A 20,182-nucleotide genomic window follows, 5' to 3' on the forward strand; every position below is an offset into this window, starting at 1 on the left:
AATTTATTCCTGCTTTTTAATTCACATGATAAATACTTCTAATTTTTATAATTCACACTTAAACTTGATTTCAAAGAGGATTTGTAACTTGAAAATTGAATTTATTGTTTTAAAATTGAATAAGTTATATGAAAAATATGAATAAAGTAAAGCCCATAATATTCATTTATACAATCTTTTTATTATGTGCCTTAACCCCGGAATCATTTTCTCAAACAGGATGGTTTTGGCAAAACCCTTTGCCGCAGGGGAATAACATTAATGATATTCAGTATGTAACCTCGAATACTGCCTTTGCTTGCGGGCAGGATGGTACCGTCCTTAAAAGTCTTGATGGTTGTTCAACCTGGTTTCCTCTTTCTACAGGAGTCCCTACAAACCTTAAATCAATTTGTTTTATTAATGAAAATACGGGTTGGGTTATGGGTGCCCCGAATACAGTTCTAAGAACTTATAACGGAGGCTTCACCTGGACATCACTTAACATCGGAAACTATACAAACATAAATTCAATTAACTTTGTAAACGCAAATACCGGATTCATTGTCGGTGCAAACGGACTTTTTCTTAAAACATCTGATGGAGGTGACAGCTGGTTTGCATCAGTTATTTCAATCTACTCATTAAGTGATGTGTCTTTTACAGACCCGTTTTGGGGATGGACAGTCGGTTCAGCCGGTGCAATTCTTTATACTTTCAATGGCGGTTCAAATTGGTACTGGCAAAACAGCCAGACAGGCCAGACTTTAAATTCTGTTTACTTCATAAATAGTTCTGTTGGTTATGCGGCAGGAAATTATGGAACTATTCTGCGTACAAATGATAGCGGTGCGAATTGGATTATACAAAATGCAAACACGACTAATAACCTTTTATCTGTTTTCGTGAATGATTTTTACAATGCTTCCGCTTGCGGTTATAACGGTTCAATCTATAATACTACCGATGCCGGAACTGTCTGGAACCTTAAAGATATGGGAATACAAACGCCCCTGTCATCAATCAGTTTTGCTAACATTAACCAGGGTGTGTGTGCAGGACAGCTCGGTTACATGACCCGTACATCGAATTCAGGTGTGAACTGGGTGTCGTTATCAAAAATTATTACATCAGGTTATTTAAAATCAATCAGCATCGGCGACGAAAGCGTTATCTACGTCGCGGGAGGTATCGGTACTGTTTTAAAAACAGTTAACGGCGGTTATAACTGGACAGCCTTATCGGGTATATCCGGCATAGTTAACGCAGTCCATTTTTCAGATGTTTTCAATGGGTGGGTTGCAAGTTCAACAGGTATTAGAAACACAACCGATGGCGGGTTCACCTGGAATTTACAAACATCAAGCAATGTGAATTCAATTTTCTTCTTAAACCCGAGCTACGGCTGGGCTTGCGGAGAGAACGGTTTGATTATTGCAACAACAAACGGAGGTCTGAACTGGGTCTCGCAGATAAGCGGCGGAACGGGCTCACTAAGGGCAATTCAATTCATCAATCAAAATACAGGCTGGGCTCCTGAATCCTCAGGTCAGTTAAGGAAAACTACAAACGGCGGCTCGAACTGGTTTCTTGCTGCATTCGGCATTTCAAGCAATATAAATTCATTATTTTTCACAAATGAAAACACAGGCTGGATAGCGGGTGAAACAGGAGTAATTTCTAAGTCAACAAATGGCGGTGTATCATGGATACCTCAAAATTCCGGAATTATATCCGATTTAAACTCAATTCATTTTCCAAATTCAAGTACAGGCTGGGCAATAGGTGCCGCGGGGAAAATCCTTTGGACATCCAATGGCGGCAGCAATTGGTTCTCACAAAATGGTTACACGGGTAAATACCTGACATCAGTAAAATTTGTAAATCACGCAACAGGTTGGATAGTCGGCGATGAAGGGACAATAATAAAAACAATTGACGGCGGCGGAACTGTCGGCATTAATATTATTTCAACAGAAATACCTTCCGGCTTTAGCTTAAGCCAGAACTACCCGAATCCATTTAATCCGCAGACAAAAATTAGATACACCGTACCAAAGAGCGGTTTTATTTCTTTAAAAGTTTATGATATAATGGGAAGGGAAGTGGCTGCCCTCGTAAATCAAACCCAGAGCGAAGGTACTTATGAATATACATTTAATATTTCCGAACACGGATATATACCTTCCGGAGTTTTGTTCTATAGACTTCAGTCAGAAAACAATTCCCTAACCAAAAAAATGATTTTGATGAAGTAGGGGCGTTGAATTTGTCGCGGCGAATCTACGACAGTTAACAGTGAAACAAACAGAAACGAATAAAGGCGGTCAACTCGACCGCCTTTTTATTTTTAATTATATGATTTATAAAACGAGTGTGAACTATATCGTTTTTGTGAATGCAATTTTGAGATGTTAGATAATAAATAACATTGATGAAGGAAGTTAAAGTGTAAATGTGTTTATATAAAAGGTTGATGGATGAGGGAGATTTCTTGTTAAGTTTCAAAAAGTTAAAACTGGTTACATATCTTAGCTAACCACCTAATCCTTATTTTGTAAACCATTGTTTACGGTTAATCGTTTTTAATCCTGTTCAATTCCTAAAATTAGAAGTGGAACTGGTGGATTATTTCTTCCGTGTCTTAGGACATTGTAAACTTCGCCTTCGTAATATGCAACTCCGCTACTCATATTTGATTGCATTTTCTTTGTTGGTAAAATTTCAATACCAAGGTTTATCACTCCACCTGAATAGAAAAGTAAATGTTTTACAAATAAGTCAAATGCTACAAAAGCATACTTACCAAATTGAACCTCAACTGCTATCTGGTCTTTCACAAAGTCCGTTTGCTTGTATGATGATAATGGTTCTTTTATTCCCTTTTTATTCAAGAATTCTTTCTGTTTATCATATGGTAAAAGAATTAATTCTGGTAAAATTTTCTGGTCGGTTGTTATATAATATTGATAACGTCTTTCGTTCCAATTTAGCTCATTTAATTTTTCATTAAAGGCTTTGTTTAATCCAATTGGGCTATAAAGCATTTTTCCCGCCATTGTTTTTTCCTTACTTTCTTTTGTAATAAACTCTGAAGCATCAATGCTTTTAATAGTCTCTTTGATTTCTTTGAAAAGTTTTTTGTGATGAACAATTAGATATTCTTCTCCGTTCAAATGAGAATATTTTTGTGCTATTTTCATTTTTGATGATTAATTCCGTTATATTTTCTGTTAACATCATTTAATTCAAGTTGCATCCACTCTTTTGGAACCTGAGAAACTTTATCGTTACCGGTCGGTTTATGAATCGGTTTATTTATGGGTCGGATTTTCAAACTGCCTTCTTGAAAATCTTTAATTCTCTTGTCAGCAATTTTACAATATTCGATCTCTTTCTCAATTCCTATTGCATTTCGATTATTTTTAATAGCCGCAATTATCGACGATCCTACACCAGCAAAAGGGTCAAGAACCCAGCTTCTATCGTTTGTCAATGCAAGTACACAGCGTTCAACTAATTCAATGGGGAATTGACAAGGATGCGCAGTTTTTTCGGGATGATTTGATTTAACATTTGGTATATTCCACATAGCTGATTCCCAATCATTAGCAACTATCTCCCAAATGTCACTTGGATTTTTGCCAAGAGGATTTCCAGATGGCAATCCCTTTTTTTCTCCTTTGAAGTAAAGTTTTCCAGGATATTTTGCCGGAATCCTTACACTATCCAGATTGAATATGTAATCATCTGTTTTACTGAACCACAATATAGTTTCATACCTCCCGCTAAACCTTTTTGAAGCATGAAGCCCGTGCCCAAAATGCCAAATAATTCTATTCCTAAGCTGTAATCCAAGTTTTTTAAATATTTGATAATAATAAATATCTAATGGAAAAACTTCACCTTTATTGACATAATTTCCAACTTGCCAACAAATATTTCCATTTTCTGATAGAGTTCTTACAAGTTCATTTATTATCTCTTCCTGTGATATCAAGTACTTTTCAATACTAGTCTTTGTTTCATATGATTTTCCTATATTGTATGGAGGTGAGGTTATTATTAAGTCAAATTTTTCATCTTCTATTCCTTTGAGAACTGTAAGGCTATCACCATTAATAATCTGATGAGTGATGTCAGGACTAATATATTCAATTAGAGGTTCTTTAACTTTCATATTATTTCATTTTCCTTACTTCAATTTTAATTTAATCAACAAGTTTCCTGCTTTAATTTCCCGAAGCTATTATTAAAAAATTCCTCACGATTATCTCTTTTCATTTTTATGTTCCATAAACGAAGCGTTTTAAGTTAAATATAATAATTATATAAATATTTAATCATCCTAAAATGAGATCTTCATTTTCTGAAAAATTTTATTTTTGCTTGTCTGAAAGTCTCAGTTCCAAGCTAATGTACGATTTTTTATGGTCCAGAAAACACATTATTTCTGTTCATTTTTTCCACACTTTAACTAGTCAAATGCCAAAATGCTAAAAGTGATGTATACTTGCTTCCCCCCAAAAAACCTCATTTTTGAGCAAATTCTCGGGTCGGGTGCTTCATAATCGCATTCCGGTCAATCAGAATCCCGTTCAGCTGCTTCGATTTCGCGTTCCGCTGCTTCGATCACGGACTCTTGCGTTTCATAATCGGATTATGGACGTTCAGGTTTGTATTCTGCTGTACAAATTATTTAGTTTATTTGGAATTGTCAAGACTATGCCCGATTCGAAAAATTGAGGTTTACAAAATCCGGAAGGTTATTGGTTCAATAATCTTTGTTATGAAAACACTCTGCCTGTTTTTAAGACAGAGTGTTTTTGTTTTAAAATTATTTGTTACTCGAAATTATGTTTAATGCTGAGCCGGCTTTAAACCATTCGATTTGCTGTTCGTTGAATGTGTGGTTTAGAAATATTTCATTATGTGTTTTATCGCCGTGATTAATAACTGCTTTGATTTGATTACCCGGTGCAAAGTTATTTAAGTCTATCGTGATAGTGTCATCTTCCAGAATCAAATCATAGTCAGAAGGATTTGCGAATGTCAAAGGAAGCATTCCCTGCTTCTTGAGGTTTGTCTCATGTATTCTTGCGAATGACTTTACAACTATCGCTTTACCACCGAGGAATCTCGGCTCCATTGCCGCATGCTCGCGCGATGAACCCTCGCCGTAGTTTTCTTCGCCGACTACAACCCATGGAATTCCGCTTGCTTTGTAGTCACGGGCGGTCTTTGGAACATCCTCATAGCTGCCCGTTACAAAGTTTTTAACGTAATTCATTCTGTTATTGAAAAAGTTTATCGCACCTATAAACATATTGTTCGAAATGTTATCAAGATGACCTCTGAATTTCAGCCATGGTCCTGCCATTGAAATATGGTCGGTCGTGCATTTGCCTTTTGCTTTTAAAAGAAGTCTCATGTCTGAAAAATCTTTGAGAAGGTCGGGTGCCTTAAACGCCTCAAGTATCTGAAGCCGGCTGCTGCTTCTTTCCACTTTAACCTCAATCTTTGAGCCGTCTTCCGGAGGCGGTATAAAGCCTGAGTTTCCTTTGTCAAAGCCTTTTGCGGGAAGTTCCAATCCGGTAGGCGGCGATAACTTTATCTCTTTCCCCTCTGAATTTATTAACGTGTCGGTAATAGGATTAAAAGTAATTTTTCCCGATAGTGCGAGTGCAGTAACTATTTCCGGAGATGCTACAAATGAATGCGTTGCAATATTGCCGTCGTTTCTCTTCGAAAAATTTCTGTTGTAAGATGTTAAAATCGAATTCTTTTCTCCGTCTTTAACATCATGCCGCTTCCACTGCCCGATGCAGGGTCCGCATGCATTAGCCAAAACAACTCCGCCGATTTTCGTAAACAAATCGAGCTGTCCGTCGCGTTCTATCGTCGCACGTATCTGTTCCGAGCCGGGTGTGATTACAAATTCCGACTTTGCCCGCAGCCCCGAGTCAAACGCCTGCTTTGCTATAGATGCCGCCCTCTCCATATCTTCGTAAGAAGAATTTGTGCAGCTTCCGATAAGTCCGACTTTTAGCTCTTCAGGATAGCCGTTCTCTTTTACTGAATTCTTAAATTCTGATATTGTACGTGCAAGGTCTGGAGTAAAAGGTCCGTTTATATAAGGCTCAAGTTCTGAAAGATTTATCTCAATTACTTTATCGTAGTATTTCTCCGAACCCGCATCGGACGTAAGATTATCCTTTATCGCATCCGCCGCTGACGCTATATCTTCTCTTCCCGTTATTCTCAGATATTCCGACATCTTTTCATCGTACGGAAAAATTGAAGTTGTTGCACCGATTTCAGCACCCATGTTGCAGATAGTTCCTTTACCCGTGCAGGAGATTGACTTTGTGCCTTCTCCGAAATATTCAACTATCGCTCCCGTACCGCCCTTCACAGTAAGTATTCCCGCAAGCTTCAATATAACATCCTTCGGCGATGCCCATCCGTTTAATATACCCGTTAATTTAACTCCGATTATTTTCGGAAACTTAAGTTCCCATGGAAATCCTGCCATGACGTCAACCGCATCAGCTCCGCCCACGCCTATAGCTACCATTCCCAGACCGCCTGCGTTTGGCGTATGCGAATCCGTCCCAATCATCATTCCTCCCGGAAACGCATAGTTTTCAAGAACAACTTGATGTATAATTCCGGAACCCGGTTTCCAGAATCCGATTCCATACTTTGCAGAGACCGATTCAAGAAAATCATAAACTTCCTTATTATCTGAAACAGCTTTGTTTAAATCTTTTGCAGCTCCTGCTTCGGCTTGTATTAAGTGATCACAGTGGACTGTAGAAGGTACTGCAACTTTCGGTATATTAGCCGACATGAACTGAAGAAGTGCCATCTGAGCAGTCGCATCCTGCATCGCCACGCGGTCGGGTTTAAAATCAACAAAATCAGTACCCCTTTCAAAAGGTCCTGTATAGTCTGAATTCCATAGATGACTGTACAGAATTTTTTCCGTATAAGTCATTCCTCTACCTAAACGCTTTCGTGCTATTGAAACTTTATTATTAAAATTTTTATAAACATTCATTACTAATTCTTTGTCGAATGCCATATCTAATTCCTTATTTTATTTAATAAATTATTTAATTCGTTAGTTGTTGAAACGGGTAAATTACACTTGAAATTTTCGCATATGTAAACCTTATCAGTTTTATAATCTTTAACTATTTCATTAAGATAAGGTATTAATTTTGCCGAGATGTTATTGAAATAAATTATATTCTTGTTCGGTAAATATTTCCTGATAACAGTTGAATGCAGTTCGTTAAATAAATCTGAACGCAAATTTCCACTCAATATAATACTTGTATTATATTTTAAAAAGTTAAAGAGTGATGAAAGAAAGTGCGGGCTCGAAAATGGAGAACTCTCCGCTTTTGAATAGAATAATTTAAAACTCTTATCGGCAAGCTCATAATATCTGTCTTCTTTGAAAATTGTAAACAATCGTGTTAGATTATCTGCCATAACCGAATTACCGGAAGGTTCAGCACCGTCGTATACCTCTTTTGTCCGCAGTATTATATCATATCGTTTTTCCGAATCAAAAAAACCGCCTTCTTCTTTGTCGTAAAACTTCGTTATTGCAAGCTCCGTAAGTCTTTTCGCAATCGTTAAGAGTTTTCCGCTGAATGATATGTTGTGAAAATCAAGCAGTGCTTTTATCAGAAAAGCGTAATCTTCAAGTCCTGCTTCAAACTTAATCTCTCCCTGAATATACCTGCGATAAAGTTTCTCCTCCTTTTCGTTATACAAGTTGTTTACTAAAAAACTGACGGCTCTTGCAGCAGCATGCTTGTAATCTTTGTTTCCTGTTATCGTATATCCTTTTACAAATGCCGAAATCATCAGAGAATTCCATGAAGTAATAATTTTCTTATCAAGAAAAGGACGCGGACGTTTATTCCTGTGCTCTTTAAGTTTGGATATTGCTTTCGTTATTACATCTTCCGCCTCTTCGTATGAGATGCCGTTTCTCTTCGCAGTTTCAGATAAATCCTCAGACTTATACAAAACATTCTTTGACCCGAAAATATTATGCGGGTCAGATATTGTATTGCCTTTATGCAGAATTCCGAAGTACTCATTAAATACGTCTGCATTCTCATTATCAATAACACTTTCTATCTCGTCTTTTTCCCAAAGATAGAAATATCCTTCCTGCTTTTTATCAGGATCTTTGAGCGAAATCGCACTCTCCGCATCCTCAGCCGAGTAAAACCCTCCATCTTTATCAAGAAGAAAATTCATAACATATTCAAGCGTTTCATTTCCTGCTCTTAAAAAACTTAACTCCTTTGTGAGTGAATAAGCATCAAAATATGTGTTCGATATTTGTGCCTGATCGTATAACATCTTCTCAAAATGCGGCACACGCCAGTATTTATCAACTGAATACCTGTGAAATCCCTTATCTAATTTATCAAATATTCCTCCCTCATACATTTTCTTAAGAGTGAATGTAACCATATCCAGTGCCTTTGTTTCTTTTGTATGATAATAATATTTGAGAAGAAAATCGAGAATCACCGGTCTTGGAAATTTATTCCCTGATCCAAATCCTCCGAATTCTTCATCGTAAAGATTCAGGCATTGCACGAATACTGAGTCAAATATCCCTTCCTCAAATTTCCTATCTTCTGCCTTTAATGTGTTATCTAATAAAGTAATTATTTTTTCAGAACTGTTAATTACTTCATTTTTCTTGTGCTTCCATAGTTCGGCTATTTGATTTACCAAATCCTCAAATCCCGACCTTCCGTATTTGGATTTAGGCGGAATATAAGTAGCTCCGTAGAATGGCTTAAGGTCCGGTGTTAAAAACATACTCATTGGCCACCCTCCCGAACCTGTCATAGATTGAAGTGCTGTCATGTATATTCTGTCAATTTCCGGCATTTCCTCACGGTCAACTTTAATATTTACAAACGTCTCATTCATTAACGCCGCTATGCCAAAATCTTCAAAACATTCTCTTTCCATTACATGGCACCAGTAACACGTTGAATATCCTATCGAAAGAAAGATTGGTTTGTCATGTGTTTTAGCAAGTTGTATGGTCTCAATATTCCATGCATACCAGTTAACTGGATTGTATGCATGTTGCAGAAGATATGGACTTTTCTCATTTATTAAGTTATTTGGTCTTTTAGGCATATTATTTTGATTCAATATATAAACACAACATATACAGATATTTATTAATTCAACGAATTCAATGAATTAACTTTACTTTAAAGTATTACTTAATTATTTTTATAAAAATTAATATTTACTTATTATGCACATATTATTCGAGATAAAATACTCAATTTTTGAGAAAAAGAGGGCAGAATACCTTGATCTTCTCGGGAAAATAAAGGCTTATTACGCTAAAGACGGAATTGATAGATACATGGTCTTTGAAGATTCAAAAAAGCAAAATGAGTTTACGGAAATTTTCCTTTTCTCGAGTGAATCTGATTTCGAAAAATTCGAAGAAAATGCATCCGAAGAAATCAACGAAATGCTTTCTAAACTGGTCAGCGAAATGGTAGTTGATAAAAAAATCAAGTACAGGACGAAAAAGGAAATAGAAGGTTAGTTCAATTTGTAATATTATGAAATTATGAAAAGATACGGTTTTGCCGGTAATCTTTGGAGAAAGCTGGGTATAACAAACCCTCTTACCGATTTAAGTATTAAGATAACCCTGATTGTAGTTACAATTGTAATTATTTCTTTGTTCTTACCTTCTTACAGAACTATAGATTCCGACCATGAAGTAGGAACTATTTGGTCTACTGAAGACCTGATAGCAACATTCACGTTTCCAATTTACAAAAATGATGAGCTTCTTGAGCAGGAAAAGAAAGATGTGACTAACAATATAATTCCTGTATTTATAGATACTGTAAGCAGTTTTAATGAAACAAGGGACTCAATAAAATCCTACCTGAATATCTTAAGTAATTATTTAAAGGAAAAAATTAAAGAAGAAAAAGCCGATCAGAATTACATCTCGCAAGCAAAAGTTCTTTTGAACCTTAATGTGGCGGATGAACAATGGTATCAATTGATTAAATTATACAAAGGAGAAATAAAAGACGGTACAAAAGATTATAACGAATATATAAGTACTCTGCAGAAAATGCTTATTGATCTCGCAAAGAATCAAATTATTAACTTCAAACGTGATGAACTGCATTCCAATAAAATATCAATTAAAAAACCGGACAGTAAATTACAGAAAATAGAATCTGCCGACAAAGTAATGACCGTGAAAGAGGTCAATCAGGCTTTTGATAAAAAGTCTTTACAGTCGATTGAAGATAGTAACCTTCGTCTTATAGCGATTGAAATAGCAAGAAATCTTCTGAAAGAAAATTTATTCTTTAATGAGGAGCTGACAAATCTTGAAATACAAAATAGAATAGAGCAAATACCTAAGACTATTGGTATTGTAAAGGAAAATGAAAGAATCATTAGCAAACATGAACCAATAACAGAACTCTCGAAGCAAAAACTTGATTCTTATAAAAAAGTTCGTCTCGAAAGAATTGGTGTTCAGGATTATTTTGCACAGTATGTTGGTAAAATACTTTCGGTAATTGTTTTAATTGTAATCTTAGGATTCTATCTGTTTTATTTTCGTAAAGATATTTTTGATAATAATTTAAAACTTGCACTTGTAAGTTCTTTGATTGTTCTTGTTTGTTTCTTTGCTTTTATGAGTATGAGGTTAAAGGTAAACTCTCCGATTGAATACCTGATCTTTATTTCTGTTGCCTCAATTTTGTTGACTATTATTTTTGATTCACGGCTTGCGTTTTATGTTATAGTTATAACAACTTATCTTGTGGCATCTATTCGGGGAGGGGATTATACAATTGCTTTTATTTCTTTCTGTGGTTCAGTTTTAGCTATTTATAGTGTGCGGGATATTAAAAACAGATCACAGATTTTCAGGTCATTTTTCTTCATTCTCGGCGGATATATTTTAGCCGTGCTTGCAGTTGGTCTTGATAGGTCTGAGGGATTCACAAAAATTGCAATTAACATCGCGTATATTGGTGTTAATGCTGTAATGTCTCCTGTTATTGCATATGGATTGCTGATATTTTATGAAAGAGTATTTAAAATTACTACAGACCTTACCCTTTTGGAGCTTGCTGATTTCAATCAGCCTTTGCTTAGGGAATTATCCACAAAAGCACCCGGTACATTTCATCATAGCGTTGTAATGGGAAATCTTGCTGAGGAAGCAGCTGCATCCATCGGTGCTAACAGGATTCTTGCTCGTGTCGGTTGTTACTATCATGATATTGGTAAGATTGCTAAACCCGATTTCTTCGTCGAAAATCAACTTGAAAGAGTGAATAAACATGAAACCCTGAATCCTAACCTTAGTGCAAGAGTGATTATTAATCACGTTAAGGAAGGAATTGAGTTTGCTAAAAAGCATAAACTGCCACCGGAAGTAATCGATTTTATACCTATGCATCACGGCACTACATTGGTCTCTTTTTTCTACAATAAAGCGAAAAGTTTCGTAATCCCTGATAGGGAAGATGTTCTTGACTATATTTACAGGTATCCGGGACCCAAACCGCAGACTAAAGAAACCGCAATAGCTATGCTGGCTGATACAACCGAAGCAGCTACAAAAGTCATTGAAGACCCGACTCCTAAGAAGCTCGAAGATAAAATTGATGAGATTATAAAGAAAAGATTTATTGAAGGTGAGTTAGATGAATGTGAACTGACGTTAAGAGACCTTACATTAATCAAGAAAAGTTTTCTAAAAATATTAGTTGGTATCTATCATCAAAGGATTAAATATCCTGATGAGAAAAAGAAAGATGAGTAATTTAGATTTTTATAGAAAACAGTTTGTTAATTATCTCAGATTAGAAAAATCACTTTCAGAGAATACTGTTTTTAACTATCTGTTCGACCTCAGAAACTTTTTCCGATTTATTGAAGAAAAACACGATATAAATGATATTAAATGTGTAAACGATAAAATTATCGAATCCTACATTTATAATCTCAGAAACCTGAAAAGTAAAAAAGGGGATTATTATTCCTCTAAATCAATAAACCGTTTTATTTCTTCCTTGAAATCATTCTTTAAATACTTATTAATTGAAAAGTATATTGAAGTAAATCCTACTGATATTATCGATACACCAAAAATATCAAGGAACCTTCCTGAAGTACTCACTATTCAGGAAATAGACATTATGTTCAGCAAAGCCGGTACTTCAGATAAATATGAATGTAGAGATCGGGCTATTATGGAAACAATGTATGCATCAGGTCTAAGAGTAAGTGAACTTACAAACCTTAAAATTAATGACATTTACGGCAGCGACGGGATACTTCGTATTTTTGGTAAGGGATCAAAAGAAAGAATTGTCCCGATTGGAAGCTCTGCTTTAAAATATATTAATGTCTATATGGAAAAAAGCCGGCCATATTTTAACAAACCCTATTCAGATGATTTTGTATTTCTTAATTTCAGGGGCAGATGTTTGTCCCGAATGGCGGTCTGGAATATAATTTCAAAATATTCCAAACTTGCAGGAATAAAAAAGGAAATTCACCCGCATATACTACGGCATTCTTTTGCAACTCATTTGCTTGAAGGCGGAGCTGATATCAGAATAATACAGGAAATGATGGGTCATAGCGATATTTCTACTACGCAAATATATACGCATATAGACAGAGAATATCTTATTGAAGTCCACAGGACATATCATCCGCGTGGTTAATAGATTTACTTAATTTCATTTTAATTAATTACAATCTTGAAAATAGAACTGTAAATATTTAACTTGTAATAATTAAAAATTTATACTTGAGTTATATTATTATATTAATAAGCATTGATAATGAATATTATTGAGAAAAAATTAAAAGGTGTTTTTGAAATCACATTGTCTACACAAAATGATGAGCGAGGATTCCTGATGAGATCTTATGATTCAAAAATATTTGAATATTTTGGGTTAAAGCGAGATTGGGTTCAGGAGTTCCATGTCCGGAATGAAAAGAGAGGAATCTTGAGAGGTCTTAGCATGATGTTCCCTCCTTTCGATGAATGCAGATTAATAAGATGCACAAGAGGCTCTGTTTACAGTGTTTATGTTGACCTGAGAAAGAATTTCAACACTTACGGTAAATGGGATACCGTCGAACTTAATGAGCAAAGTAGAAAAATGCTTTTTCTGCCAAAAGGTTTTGCATTCGGTTTCTGCACCCAGAGTGAACTAAGTGAAGTAGTATATAAATCGGATAATTTTTATAATAAGGATTATGACGGCGGAATTATCTGGAATGATAAGGATTTGAATATATCATGGCCGGTTGAAAATCCAATTTTATCCGAAAAAGACAAAAAACTTTCAACTTTCGCAGAGTTTAGTAAAAAGTCAATGAATCCTGAAGATATTCTTCCCGTTTAATATGTTCTTCAATGAAAATACCTATAGCAAAAACTGAATTTACTGAGCAGGATCTAATCAGTGTCCAACAAGTTCTCGAATCGGGTTGGGTTGTGCAAGGTCCGGTAGTGAAAGAATTCGAAGATATTTGGTGTAAATTCACTGGATCTCCCTATTCCGTCGCTGTATCAAGTTGCACAACCGCACTCCACCTCGCTTTGTTAGCCGCTGGTGTTAAAAGAGGGGATGAAGTTATTTTACCCTCATTCACATGGATTGCTACGGTAAACGCTGTTGAGTATGTTGGAGCAAAACCCGTTTTTTGTGATATAGATATTACAACTTATAATATTGATGTTTCAAAGATTAATAATCTTATAACGGCAAATACTAAAGCAATTATTCCCGTGCATCTTTTCGGTCTTGCTGCAGAGATGAAAAGTATATTGGAGATATCTAAAAAACATGGTTTGAAAGTAATTGAAGATTCTGCCTGTGGTTTTGGTGCTTTTTACAAGAATGTTCATACAGGTAATTTTGGTGATTTTGGTTGTTTTAGTTTCCATCCCAGAAAAGCTATTACAACTGGGGAAGGCGGAATGTTGACAGTCAATAAACCGGAAATTGCAGATTTATTGAGGAGTCTCCGCGATCATGGTGCTTCTGCCTCCGACCTTCAAAGGCATGAAGGGAATAAGCCGTATTTACTGCCTGAATTTAAGCACCTCGGGTATAATTACAGAATGACTGACATTCAAGCATCTCTGGGGCTCTCACAGATGCAAAGAGCTGATTCGATTTGTAGAAGGAGGAGAGAAATAGCAGATATATATTCTGAATTATTAAAAGGAATAGATTGGTTAATTCTTCCTTCATGCGGAAAAGATCTTAAGCACGGTTTCCAGTCGTATGTATGTTTGTTCAAACCTGAGGTTCAAACTGAAATGAACATACTTGATATTAATAAAAAGAGAAATGAATTCATGGAATATCTGTCTGGTAATGGTATTTCTACTCGACCCGGAACCCATGCTGTGCATACACTGGAATATTACAGAAAGAAATATAAGTTAGAAAAAACTAAATTTATGAATTCTTATATTGCTGATTGTTGTACCGTGACTCTTCCCTTGTATCAATCGATAAAGACAGAGGAAATTGAGTTTATTACAAATAAAATAAAAGAATACAAGTTTTAATTGAACAATCTTATTGTTGAGGAATAATATTTTATGAAAGTACTAATTACAGTGTTTGGTAATCCCGACAGTGTGTTATCATTATCAAAACATTTATCTGAAAAATCTGATGTTACGGTGTTGCTGGTTGTAACTGGCGATAAAGTAAGGCATGGTGTTCTTGACATAGATTTAAGGAATGTACCGAACGGAATTATAACGAATAAAACAGAGGTAATTAAATACCTGCCTGATGAAATTATTAATTATTTTGAGGGCTCTTTTAGGTTATGGATTCTTAAAACACCAAGCAACTATTTTATTCATAATAAAGAAGGATTAAAAAATTACAGAATTATAAAAGAATCTTCTAAAACAATTAACAATGAATCGTTTGATGTTGTACATTTTGACGGTGCTTCTGGTTTCCTGCTGTTTATGCTGAAATATTTTAAGATAAACAAGAAAGTATGGTCTCTGCATGATTACAAAATTCATACAGGAGATGAGAACTATTCAGGTGACCTTATGAATAAAATGTATTCTAAATTTAATATTTGTCATGTGCAGCATTCCAATTTTCTTAAAAATGAATTCATAAAGTATTTCGATGTCAATGGGGATAATGTTGATGCCGTTTACTCAGGTGTATACGATGTATATAATTCATTCAAACCAAAGAAAATAAAGCTTCCTGAAAATTTCATTTTATTCATTGGCAGAATTAAAAAATACAAGGGTCTTGATGTACTGATAGATGCCTTTGATAGGGTAAAGTACGAGCTTAACGAGCACAAACTCGTTATTGCTGGCGAAGGAAGAATTCCTGAGGAAATTCAGGGCAAAGATAAAGTTATCTGTCTGAACAGGTACATAACTCCATCAGAATTGGTTCAATTGATTAAAAATTCTAAGTTTGTAATTCTACCCTACAGAGACGCAACTTTTAGCGGTGTATTAATGACAGCTTACAATTTTAATAAACCCGTCATAGCTTCGTCTATTGGCGGTATTCCTGAAATCGTAATAAACGGTAAAACAGGTATGCTATTCAGGAATGGAGACGTTGATGAACTTGCCGACCACATTTATTATCTTTGCAATAACGAATCAAAAATTAATGAGTTGTCGGAAGGTGTGAAAGAATTCTCACAAATTGGCAAGATAAACTGGATTTCTGTCACAAATAAAATGATTGAAGTATATGAAAAAGATCCGGTTACGGAAGAAATGAATATTACTGAGAATCTGGATTGAAGTTTGGAAGCATATCCCGTTATAGAATTTAAGAACATAAGTAAGAAGTTTGACAATTTTTTTGCCAATGATGATGTATCCTTTTGTATAAAGCCGAACACAGTCCATTCTATAATCGGAGAAAATGGTGCAGGGAAAACAACCCTTATGAAAATTCTTTTCGGAATCTATAAGCCGGATTCCGGAAATGTTCTTCTAAACGGTACCAAAGTATCATTCAAAAATCCCCTTGATGCAATAAAAAGTGGTATCGGTATGGTGCATCAGCATTTTGAGCTTATTGATGATTTTACAGCTTTGGAGAATGTAATTCTTGGTGACGAAGTCTCAAATTATGGATTTCTTAACCTTGATGAAGCAAGAAAAAATCTTTTTGACCTGATTGTAAAATACAATCTTGGTGTCAGACTCGATAAAAAGATAAGCCAAGTAAGCATAAGTGAAAAGCAAAAAATTGAAATTCTAAAACTTCTTTATAGAAAATCAGATATTCTGATTTTTGATGAACCTACTGCAGTATTGTCTCCCGTTGAAGTTAAAGAGTTTTTCAAAATTGTTCGTAAATTTAAAGATGAAGGTAAGTCAATTATTCTTATTACTCATAAGTTAAACGAAATTAAGGAGCTTGCTGACAGGGTAACAGTTCTTCGGAAAGGAAAAGTTGTTTATGAGGTCGATAGAAACGATATTGACCTTACTGTTTTAAGTAAACAAATTGTTGGTGAAATTGATTCTGACCATACTGTTGATAAAAGAACTGATAGTTTTAGTGAAAGACCATTCTTGAAATTTGAGAATGTTGTTTATAAAAAGGATGATATTGAATTAATTAATGAACTCAATTTTCAGGTACATGGAGGTGAGATATATTCCATATGCGGCGTTGAGGGAAACGGACAAAGCGAGATAGTAGAATTAATAGTTGGGATTGCTCACAAATCTCATGGCGAAATATTTTTAGAATATGAAGCGATATCACTCGTCCCCGATGACAGAATTGAAAAGGGAATGATTAAGGAGTTTAATATTGGTGAAAATGTTATTCTTAGGAATGGGAGAAATTTTGTCATAACCTCGAATATGATAATCGAGTCTTCAAAATCAATAGTTGAAAAATACGATATAAGGGTACCGTCATTAACCGCACCTCTCGATTCTTTATCAGGTGGTAATCAGCAGAAAGTAATTTTTGGGAGAGAGATTGAACTTGACTGCAATACAATTGTTTTCGTTCATCCAACTCGCGGAGTGGATATTAATGCTACAGCATATTTACATAAGATTATTCTCCAGCAGAAAAATAAAGGAAAAGCTATACTCATCATAACATCTGACCTTGATGAAGCATTTTATCTTTCTGATAAAATTGGTGTACTGTACAAAGGCAGGATAGGGAATGAATTTAAAAGAAAGGATTTTGAAGAAGGCAGTATAAAACGTCACGAGGTCCTGAGGAACATAGGTAAAGCAATGATAGGAGTCAACATTGTCTAAAAATTTAAAAGCGAATATACTATCAATTTCAATTTCGTTAATTGCTACTTTATTTATACTTTTCATTTTCCTGTTTTTTGTAGGAAGGGATCCCTTCTTTGTTATGGAAACAATGTTCACTGAAGTATTTGGTACGGGATATGGAATTGGACAGGCATTGTTTAAAGCGACCCCGCTTATAATCGTCGGCTGCGGATTAGCTTTCTGTTTCCAGGCTTCATTATTTAATATTGGTGCCGAAGGTCAGTTAAATCTCGGTGTTTTTGGAATGAGCATAGTAGCCTATGTCTTCGATGATTCGCTCGGCTTGCTTGTGGTTCCTGTTGCAATAATTTGTGGTTTTCTTCTCTCCGCATTCTGGGGTCTCATTCCCGCTTATGTAAAAATTAAACGGGGTGTGAGTGAAGTAATAACTACTATTATGCTAAACTTTATTTCACTGGCTTTAATTAATTATCTTCTTATAGAATTTCTTGCTGTTAAGTCAACTGTCAGAACTGAAAAGATTCTCGATTACGTAAGCATACCGCAATTGTCAAACTATTTTGAAATTTTTCAGGGCTCTTCTGTTAATCTTACTTTCATATTTGCTATCATTCTTGCCTTAGTAACGCATTTAATTTTTTATAAAACAAGATTTGGTTACAAACTTCGTGCTGTTGGTCTTAATCCAAAAGCCTCAAAATACCTTGGGATTAATTCCGATAGAATGACTGTAATCAGTTTTATGATTGGAGCTGGAATTACTTCTCTTGTAGGTCTGAATTTTGTTTTCGGTTATAAGAGCTACTATGAATATGGTTTTTCTAACAATATTGGCTTTACAGCTATCGCCGTTACTCTTCTTGCGAAAAATAATCCAATAGGAATAATATTTACTTCTTTGCTTTTTGGAGTTATGGACTATGGTGGCTTGGCAGTTAATACTATCGTTCCCAAAGAAATTATGCTCGTTTTTCAGGCACTCGTGATTTTATCAATACTTTCTTTTGATAGGCTTGTTAAAATTTATTATCTTAAAGAGTCATAAAATGATTGAAGGCATATTATCAATAACATTTATGATGCAGGTCCTGAGGATGTTCACTCCTTACTATCTCGGTGCCAGCGCCGCTAATTTTTCGGAACGAGGCGGTGTAATTAATATTGCTATTGAAGGATTCATGATAATATCAGCTTTCTCATATGCTTCAATTACCATTTTTACAGGAAATCCATACTCTGGTCTTTTTGGTTCTGTTGCGGTAGGGATTCTATTTAGCCTATTATATTCTTTTTTCACAATAAAGCTTAAAATTAATCAGATTGTTATCGGTGTAGGATTTAATCTGCTTATGGCAGGTATTGCAAAATTTTTAATGTTGATGTTCTTTCAGAGCTCAAGCAACACTCCGTCTTTCACTCAGGTACCGGTACTTCCATTCCTGAGCTCAATACCTTTGGTAGGCGATCTGACGGGTGACTCAATAATAATATTTGCATTGATACTTGTCGTATTATCTCAAATTTTGATATATAAAACTAAATTTGGTTTGAGATTGAGATCTGTCGGAGAGAATCCCGAAGCCGCTGAAACTCTCGGTATTAAAGTAAGAATATATAAAATGTGGGGTACTATTATTTGCGGATTTCTTGCTTCACTCGGTGGTATTTGGCTTGCATCAAACCAAAACTCTTTCAGCGATGGTATGATTGCGGGTAGGGGTTATATTGCTATCGCAGCAATGATTATCGGTAAATGGAAGCCTGTAAATATTTTCTTTGCCTGTCTTATGTTTGCCTTCTTCGAAAGTCTTGAAATAGTCCTGCAGATATCGGGTTCAGGTATTCCTTCACAGCTGATTCAGATGCTTCCTTATTTGATTACAATTCTTGTCCTTATAGGATTTGTCGGCAAAACTAAACCTCCTGCTGCTGACGGTGTTCCTTATTGAATCTATCTCTTGCCTTTCCTTATATCCTCTCCCCATAGTAGTTTTTCATAGAGCGTATTAAAAAATGACCAATTATGTTTTTTTACGCTTTCAATTGAGTGTTCTGATTTTTCTATAATTATCTCAAGAGGAGCTTCTTTTATGAGTCCTTTATAACCATCCGGTGTAATTCTTACTTTTACATCGTTGTATGATTTCACCGTTATTCTTCCTGAATCGGGTACTATTACTGGTCTGAAATTAAGTGAATGAGGACATATCGGCGTTATTATAAATACTTTGCTGAATGGTGTTATAATAGGTCCTCCTGCCGATAGTGAATATCCTGTCGAACCCGTCGGTGTTGAAATGAGTACTCCATCTGCAAAGAATCTTCCGACAAATTCCTTGTTATAAAATATACCAAGTTCAACCATTTTTATCGTATCTGCTTTGTCTATAACAATTTCATTTAATGCATCAAATTCATACTTGCCGTTCACTGTACACTTAGCGAGATGTAGTTTTATTATTTTATACTTATTTTTTATAACTTCACTAAAGAATTTTTCAATCTCTGTTGGCATTATATCCGACATGAATCCAAGCGTTCCTAAGTTAATTCCAACAACTGGTTTATCAGTGTGTTTTATCATTCTTGTAGAATTTAGGAATGTACCGTCGCCGCCTATTGAAACTATAATGTCAGATCTATTTATAAGCATACTTATTCTCAGAAACTTACTACTTATTTCTTTCGATTTTATTATTTGCTTAAAATCATCATGAAGAAAATAGGAAATATTCTTGCGCCTAAAATATTTTATTAATGATATAATTACTTTTTCAATCCCGGCTTTATTCTTATTCCCTATTATCCCGAATGTCATGATAT

The 20,182-nt window shown here is 35.2% G+C and carries 15 protein-coding genes; 10 read left to right on the plus strand and 5 right to left on the minus strand.

Going from position 1 to position 20,182, the window contains the following annotated elements:
• The first annotated feature begins 137 nt into the window (after positions 1-137).
• The gene (locus WC644_10190) at positions 138-2,237 is read left to right on the plus strand and encodes a YCF48-related protein (protein MFA5012306.1); all 2,100 of its coding nucleotides are present in this window, start codon (positions 138-140) and stop codon (positions 2,235-2,237) included.
• 327 nt (positions 2,238-2,564) lie between these two features.
• Here the strand turns inward: WC644_10190 and WC644_10195 are convergent, their stop codons facing one another.
• The 4 genes from WC644_10195 to WC644_10210 form a co-directional block, all read right to left on the minus strand.
• Complete coding sequence (locus WC644_10195; GenBank protein MFA5012307.1) at positions 2,565-3,182, minus strand: BglII/BstYI family type II restriction endonuclease; 618 nt, start codon at positions 3,180-3,182, stop codon at positions 2,565-2,567.
• Positions 3,179-4,159, minus strand: coding sequence for a site-specific DNA-methyltransferase (locus tag WC644_10200; protein MFA5012308.1), 981 nt, complete (start codon positions 4,157-4,159; stop codon positions 3,179-3,181). Before WC644_10200 ends, WC644_10195 begins: the two co-directional genes overlap by 4 nt.
• Positions 4,160-4,816: 657 nt before the next feature.
• Positions 4,817-7,066, minus strand: coding sequence for an aconitate hydratase (locus WC644_10205; GenBank protein ID MFA5012309.1), 2,250 nt, complete (start codon positions 7,064-7,066; stop codon positions 4,817-4,819).
• 2 nt (positions 7,067-7,068) lie between these two features.
• Positions 7,069-9,171, minus strand: coding sequence for a thioredoxin domain-containing protein (locus tag WC644_10210; GenBank protein ID MFA5012310.1), 2,103 nt, complete (start codon positions 9,169-9,171; stop codon positions 7,069-7,071).
• A 124-nt stretch (positions 9,172-9,295) separates the two neighbouring features.
• Here WC644_10210 and WC644_10215 point away from each other — a divergent pair, with 124 nt between their 5' ends.
• The 9 genes from WC644_10215 to WC644_10255 all read left to right on the plus strand — a co-directional run bounded on the left by WC644_10215 (position 9,296) and on the right by WC644_10255 (position 19,308).
• Complete coding sequence (locus WC644_10215) at positions 9,296-9,598, plus strand: hypothetical protein (protein MFA5012311.1); 303 nt, start codon at positions 9,296-9,298, stop codon at positions 9,596-9,598.
• A gap of 24 nt (positions 9,599-9,622) precedes the next feature.
• Positions 9,623-11,863, plus strand: coding sequence for an HDIG domain-containing metalloprotein (locus WC644_10220; GenBank protein MFA5012312.1), 2,241 nt, complete (start codon positions 9,623-9,625; stop codon positions 11,861-11,863).
• Positions 11,841-12,773, plus strand: a complete 933-nt coding sequence (xerD, locus tag WC644_10225; protein ID MFA5012313.1) for a site-specific tyrosine recombinase XerD — start codon at positions 11,841-11,843, stop codon at positions 12,771-12,773. Before WC644_10220 ends, xerD begins: the two co-directional genes overlap by 23 nt.
• 120 nt (positions 12,774-12,893) lie before the next feature.
• Positions 12,894-13,466, plus strand: a complete 573-nt coding sequence (gene rfbC / locus WC644_10230; protein ID MFA5012314.1) for a dTDP-4-dehydrorhamnose 3,5-epimerase — start codon at positions 12,894-12,896, stop codon at positions 13,464-13,466.
• A gap of 11 nt (positions 13,467-13,477) precedes the next feature.
• A complete protein-coding gene (locus WC644_10235; GenBank protein ID MFA5012315.1) occupies positions 13,478-14,644 on the plus strand; it encodes a DegT/DnrJ/EryC1/StrS family aminotransferase in 1,167 nt (388 codons plus the stop codon).
• Positions 14,645-14,677: 33 nt separating this feature from the next.
• Positions 14,678-15,880, plus strand: coding sequence for a glycosyltransferase family 4 protein (locus WC644_10240; GenBank protein MFA5012316.1), 1,203 nt, complete (start codon positions 14,678-14,680; stop codon positions 15,878-15,880).
• Positions 15,881-15,883: 3 nt separating this feature from the next.
• Positions 15,884-17,374, plus strand: coding sequence for an ABC transporter ATP-binding protein (locus WC644_10245; protein MFA5012317.1), 1,491 nt, complete (start codon positions 15,884-15,886; stop codon positions 17,372-17,374).
• A 103-nt stretch (positions 17,375-17,477) separates the two neighbouring features.
• Positions 17,478-18,404, plus strand: a complete 927-nt coding sequence (locus WC644_10250; protein MFA5012318.1) for an ABC transporter permease — start codon at positions 17,478-17,480, stop codon at positions 18,402-18,404.
• 1 nt (position 18,405) lies between these two features.
• On the plus strand, positions 18,406-19,308 hold the full coding sequence (locus tag WC644_10255; protein ID MFA5012319.1) for an ABC transporter permease: 903 nt from the start codon (positions 18,406-18,408) through the stop codon (positions 19,306-19,308).
• Between the two features lie 2 nt (positions 19,309-19,310).
• Here WC644_10255 and WC644_10260 read toward each other — a convergent pair whose 3' ends face one another.
• Positions 19,311-20,177: an NAD(+)/NADH kinase gene (locus tag WC644_10260; GenBank protein ID MFA5012320.1), complete on the minus strand. Its 867-nt coding sequence runs from the start codon at positions 20,175-20,177 to the stop codon at positions 19,311-19,313.
• Positions 20,178-20,182 lie beyond the last annotated feature (5 nt).

It is taken from the genome of Ignavibacteria bacterium, assembly GCA_041649015.1.
In the GTDB taxonomy this organism is placed as follows: domain Bacteria; phylum Bacteroidota; class Ignavibacteria; order Tepidaquicellales; family Tepidaquicellaceae; genus CAIKZJ01.

Excerpts from the sequence above, each read along its gene's own strand:
- WC644_10190 (MFA5012306.1), top strand. The coding sequence starts at position 138 with ATGAATAAAGTAAAGCCCATAATATTCATTTATACAATCTTTTTATTA.
- WC644_10195 (MFA5012307.1), bottom strand. The coding sequence starts at position 3,182 with ATGAAAATAGCACAAAAATATTCTCATTTGAACGGAGAAGAATATCTA.
- WC644_10200 (MFA5012308.1), bottom strand. The coding sequence starts at position 4,159 with ATGAAAGTTAAAGAACCTCTAATTGAATATATTAGTCCTGACATCACT.
- WC644_10205 (MFA5012309.1), bottom strand. The coding sequence starts at position 7,066 with ATGGCATTCGACAAAGAATTAGTAATGAATGTTTATAAAAATTTTAAT.
- WC644_10210 (MFA5012310.1), bottom strand. The coding sequence starts at position 9,171 with ATGCCTAAAAGACCAAATAACTTAATAAATGAGAAAAGTCCATATCTT.
- WC644_10215 (MFA5012311.1), top strand. The coding sequence starts at position 9,296 with ATGCACATATTATTCGAGATAAAATACTCAATTTTTGAGAAAAAGAGG.
- WC644_10220 (MFA5012312.1), top strand. The coding sequence starts at position 9,623 with ATGAAAAGATACGGTTTTGCCGGTAATCTTTGGAGAAAGCTGGGTATA.
- xerD (MFA5012313.1), top strand. The coding sequence starts at position 11,841 with ATGAGAAAAAGAAAGATGAGTAATTTAGATTTTTATAGAAAACAGTTT.
- rfbC (MFA5012314.1), top strand. The coding sequence starts at position 12,894 with ATGAATATTATTGAGAAAAAATTAAAAGGTGTTTTTGAAATCACATTG.
- WC644_10235 (MFA5012315.1), top strand. The coding sequence starts at position 13,478 with ATGAAAATACCTATAGCAAAAACTGAATTTACTGAGCAGGATCTAATC.
- WC644_10240 (MFA5012316.1), top strand. The coding sequence starts at position 14,678 with ATGAAAGTACTAATTACAGTGTTTGGTAATCCCGACAGTGTGTTATCA.
- WC644_10250 (MFA5012318.1), top strand. The coding sequence starts at position 17,478 with ATGGAAACAATGTTCACTGAAGTATTTGGTACGGGATATGGAATTGGA.
- WC644_10255 (MFA5012319.1), top strand. The coding sequence starts at position 18,406 with ATGATTGAAGGCATATTATCAATAACATTTATGATGCAGGTCCTGAGG.
- WC644_10260 (MFA5012320.1), bottom strand. The coding sequence starts at position 20,177 with ATGACATTCGGGATAATAGGGAATAAGAATAAAGCCGGGATTGAAAAA.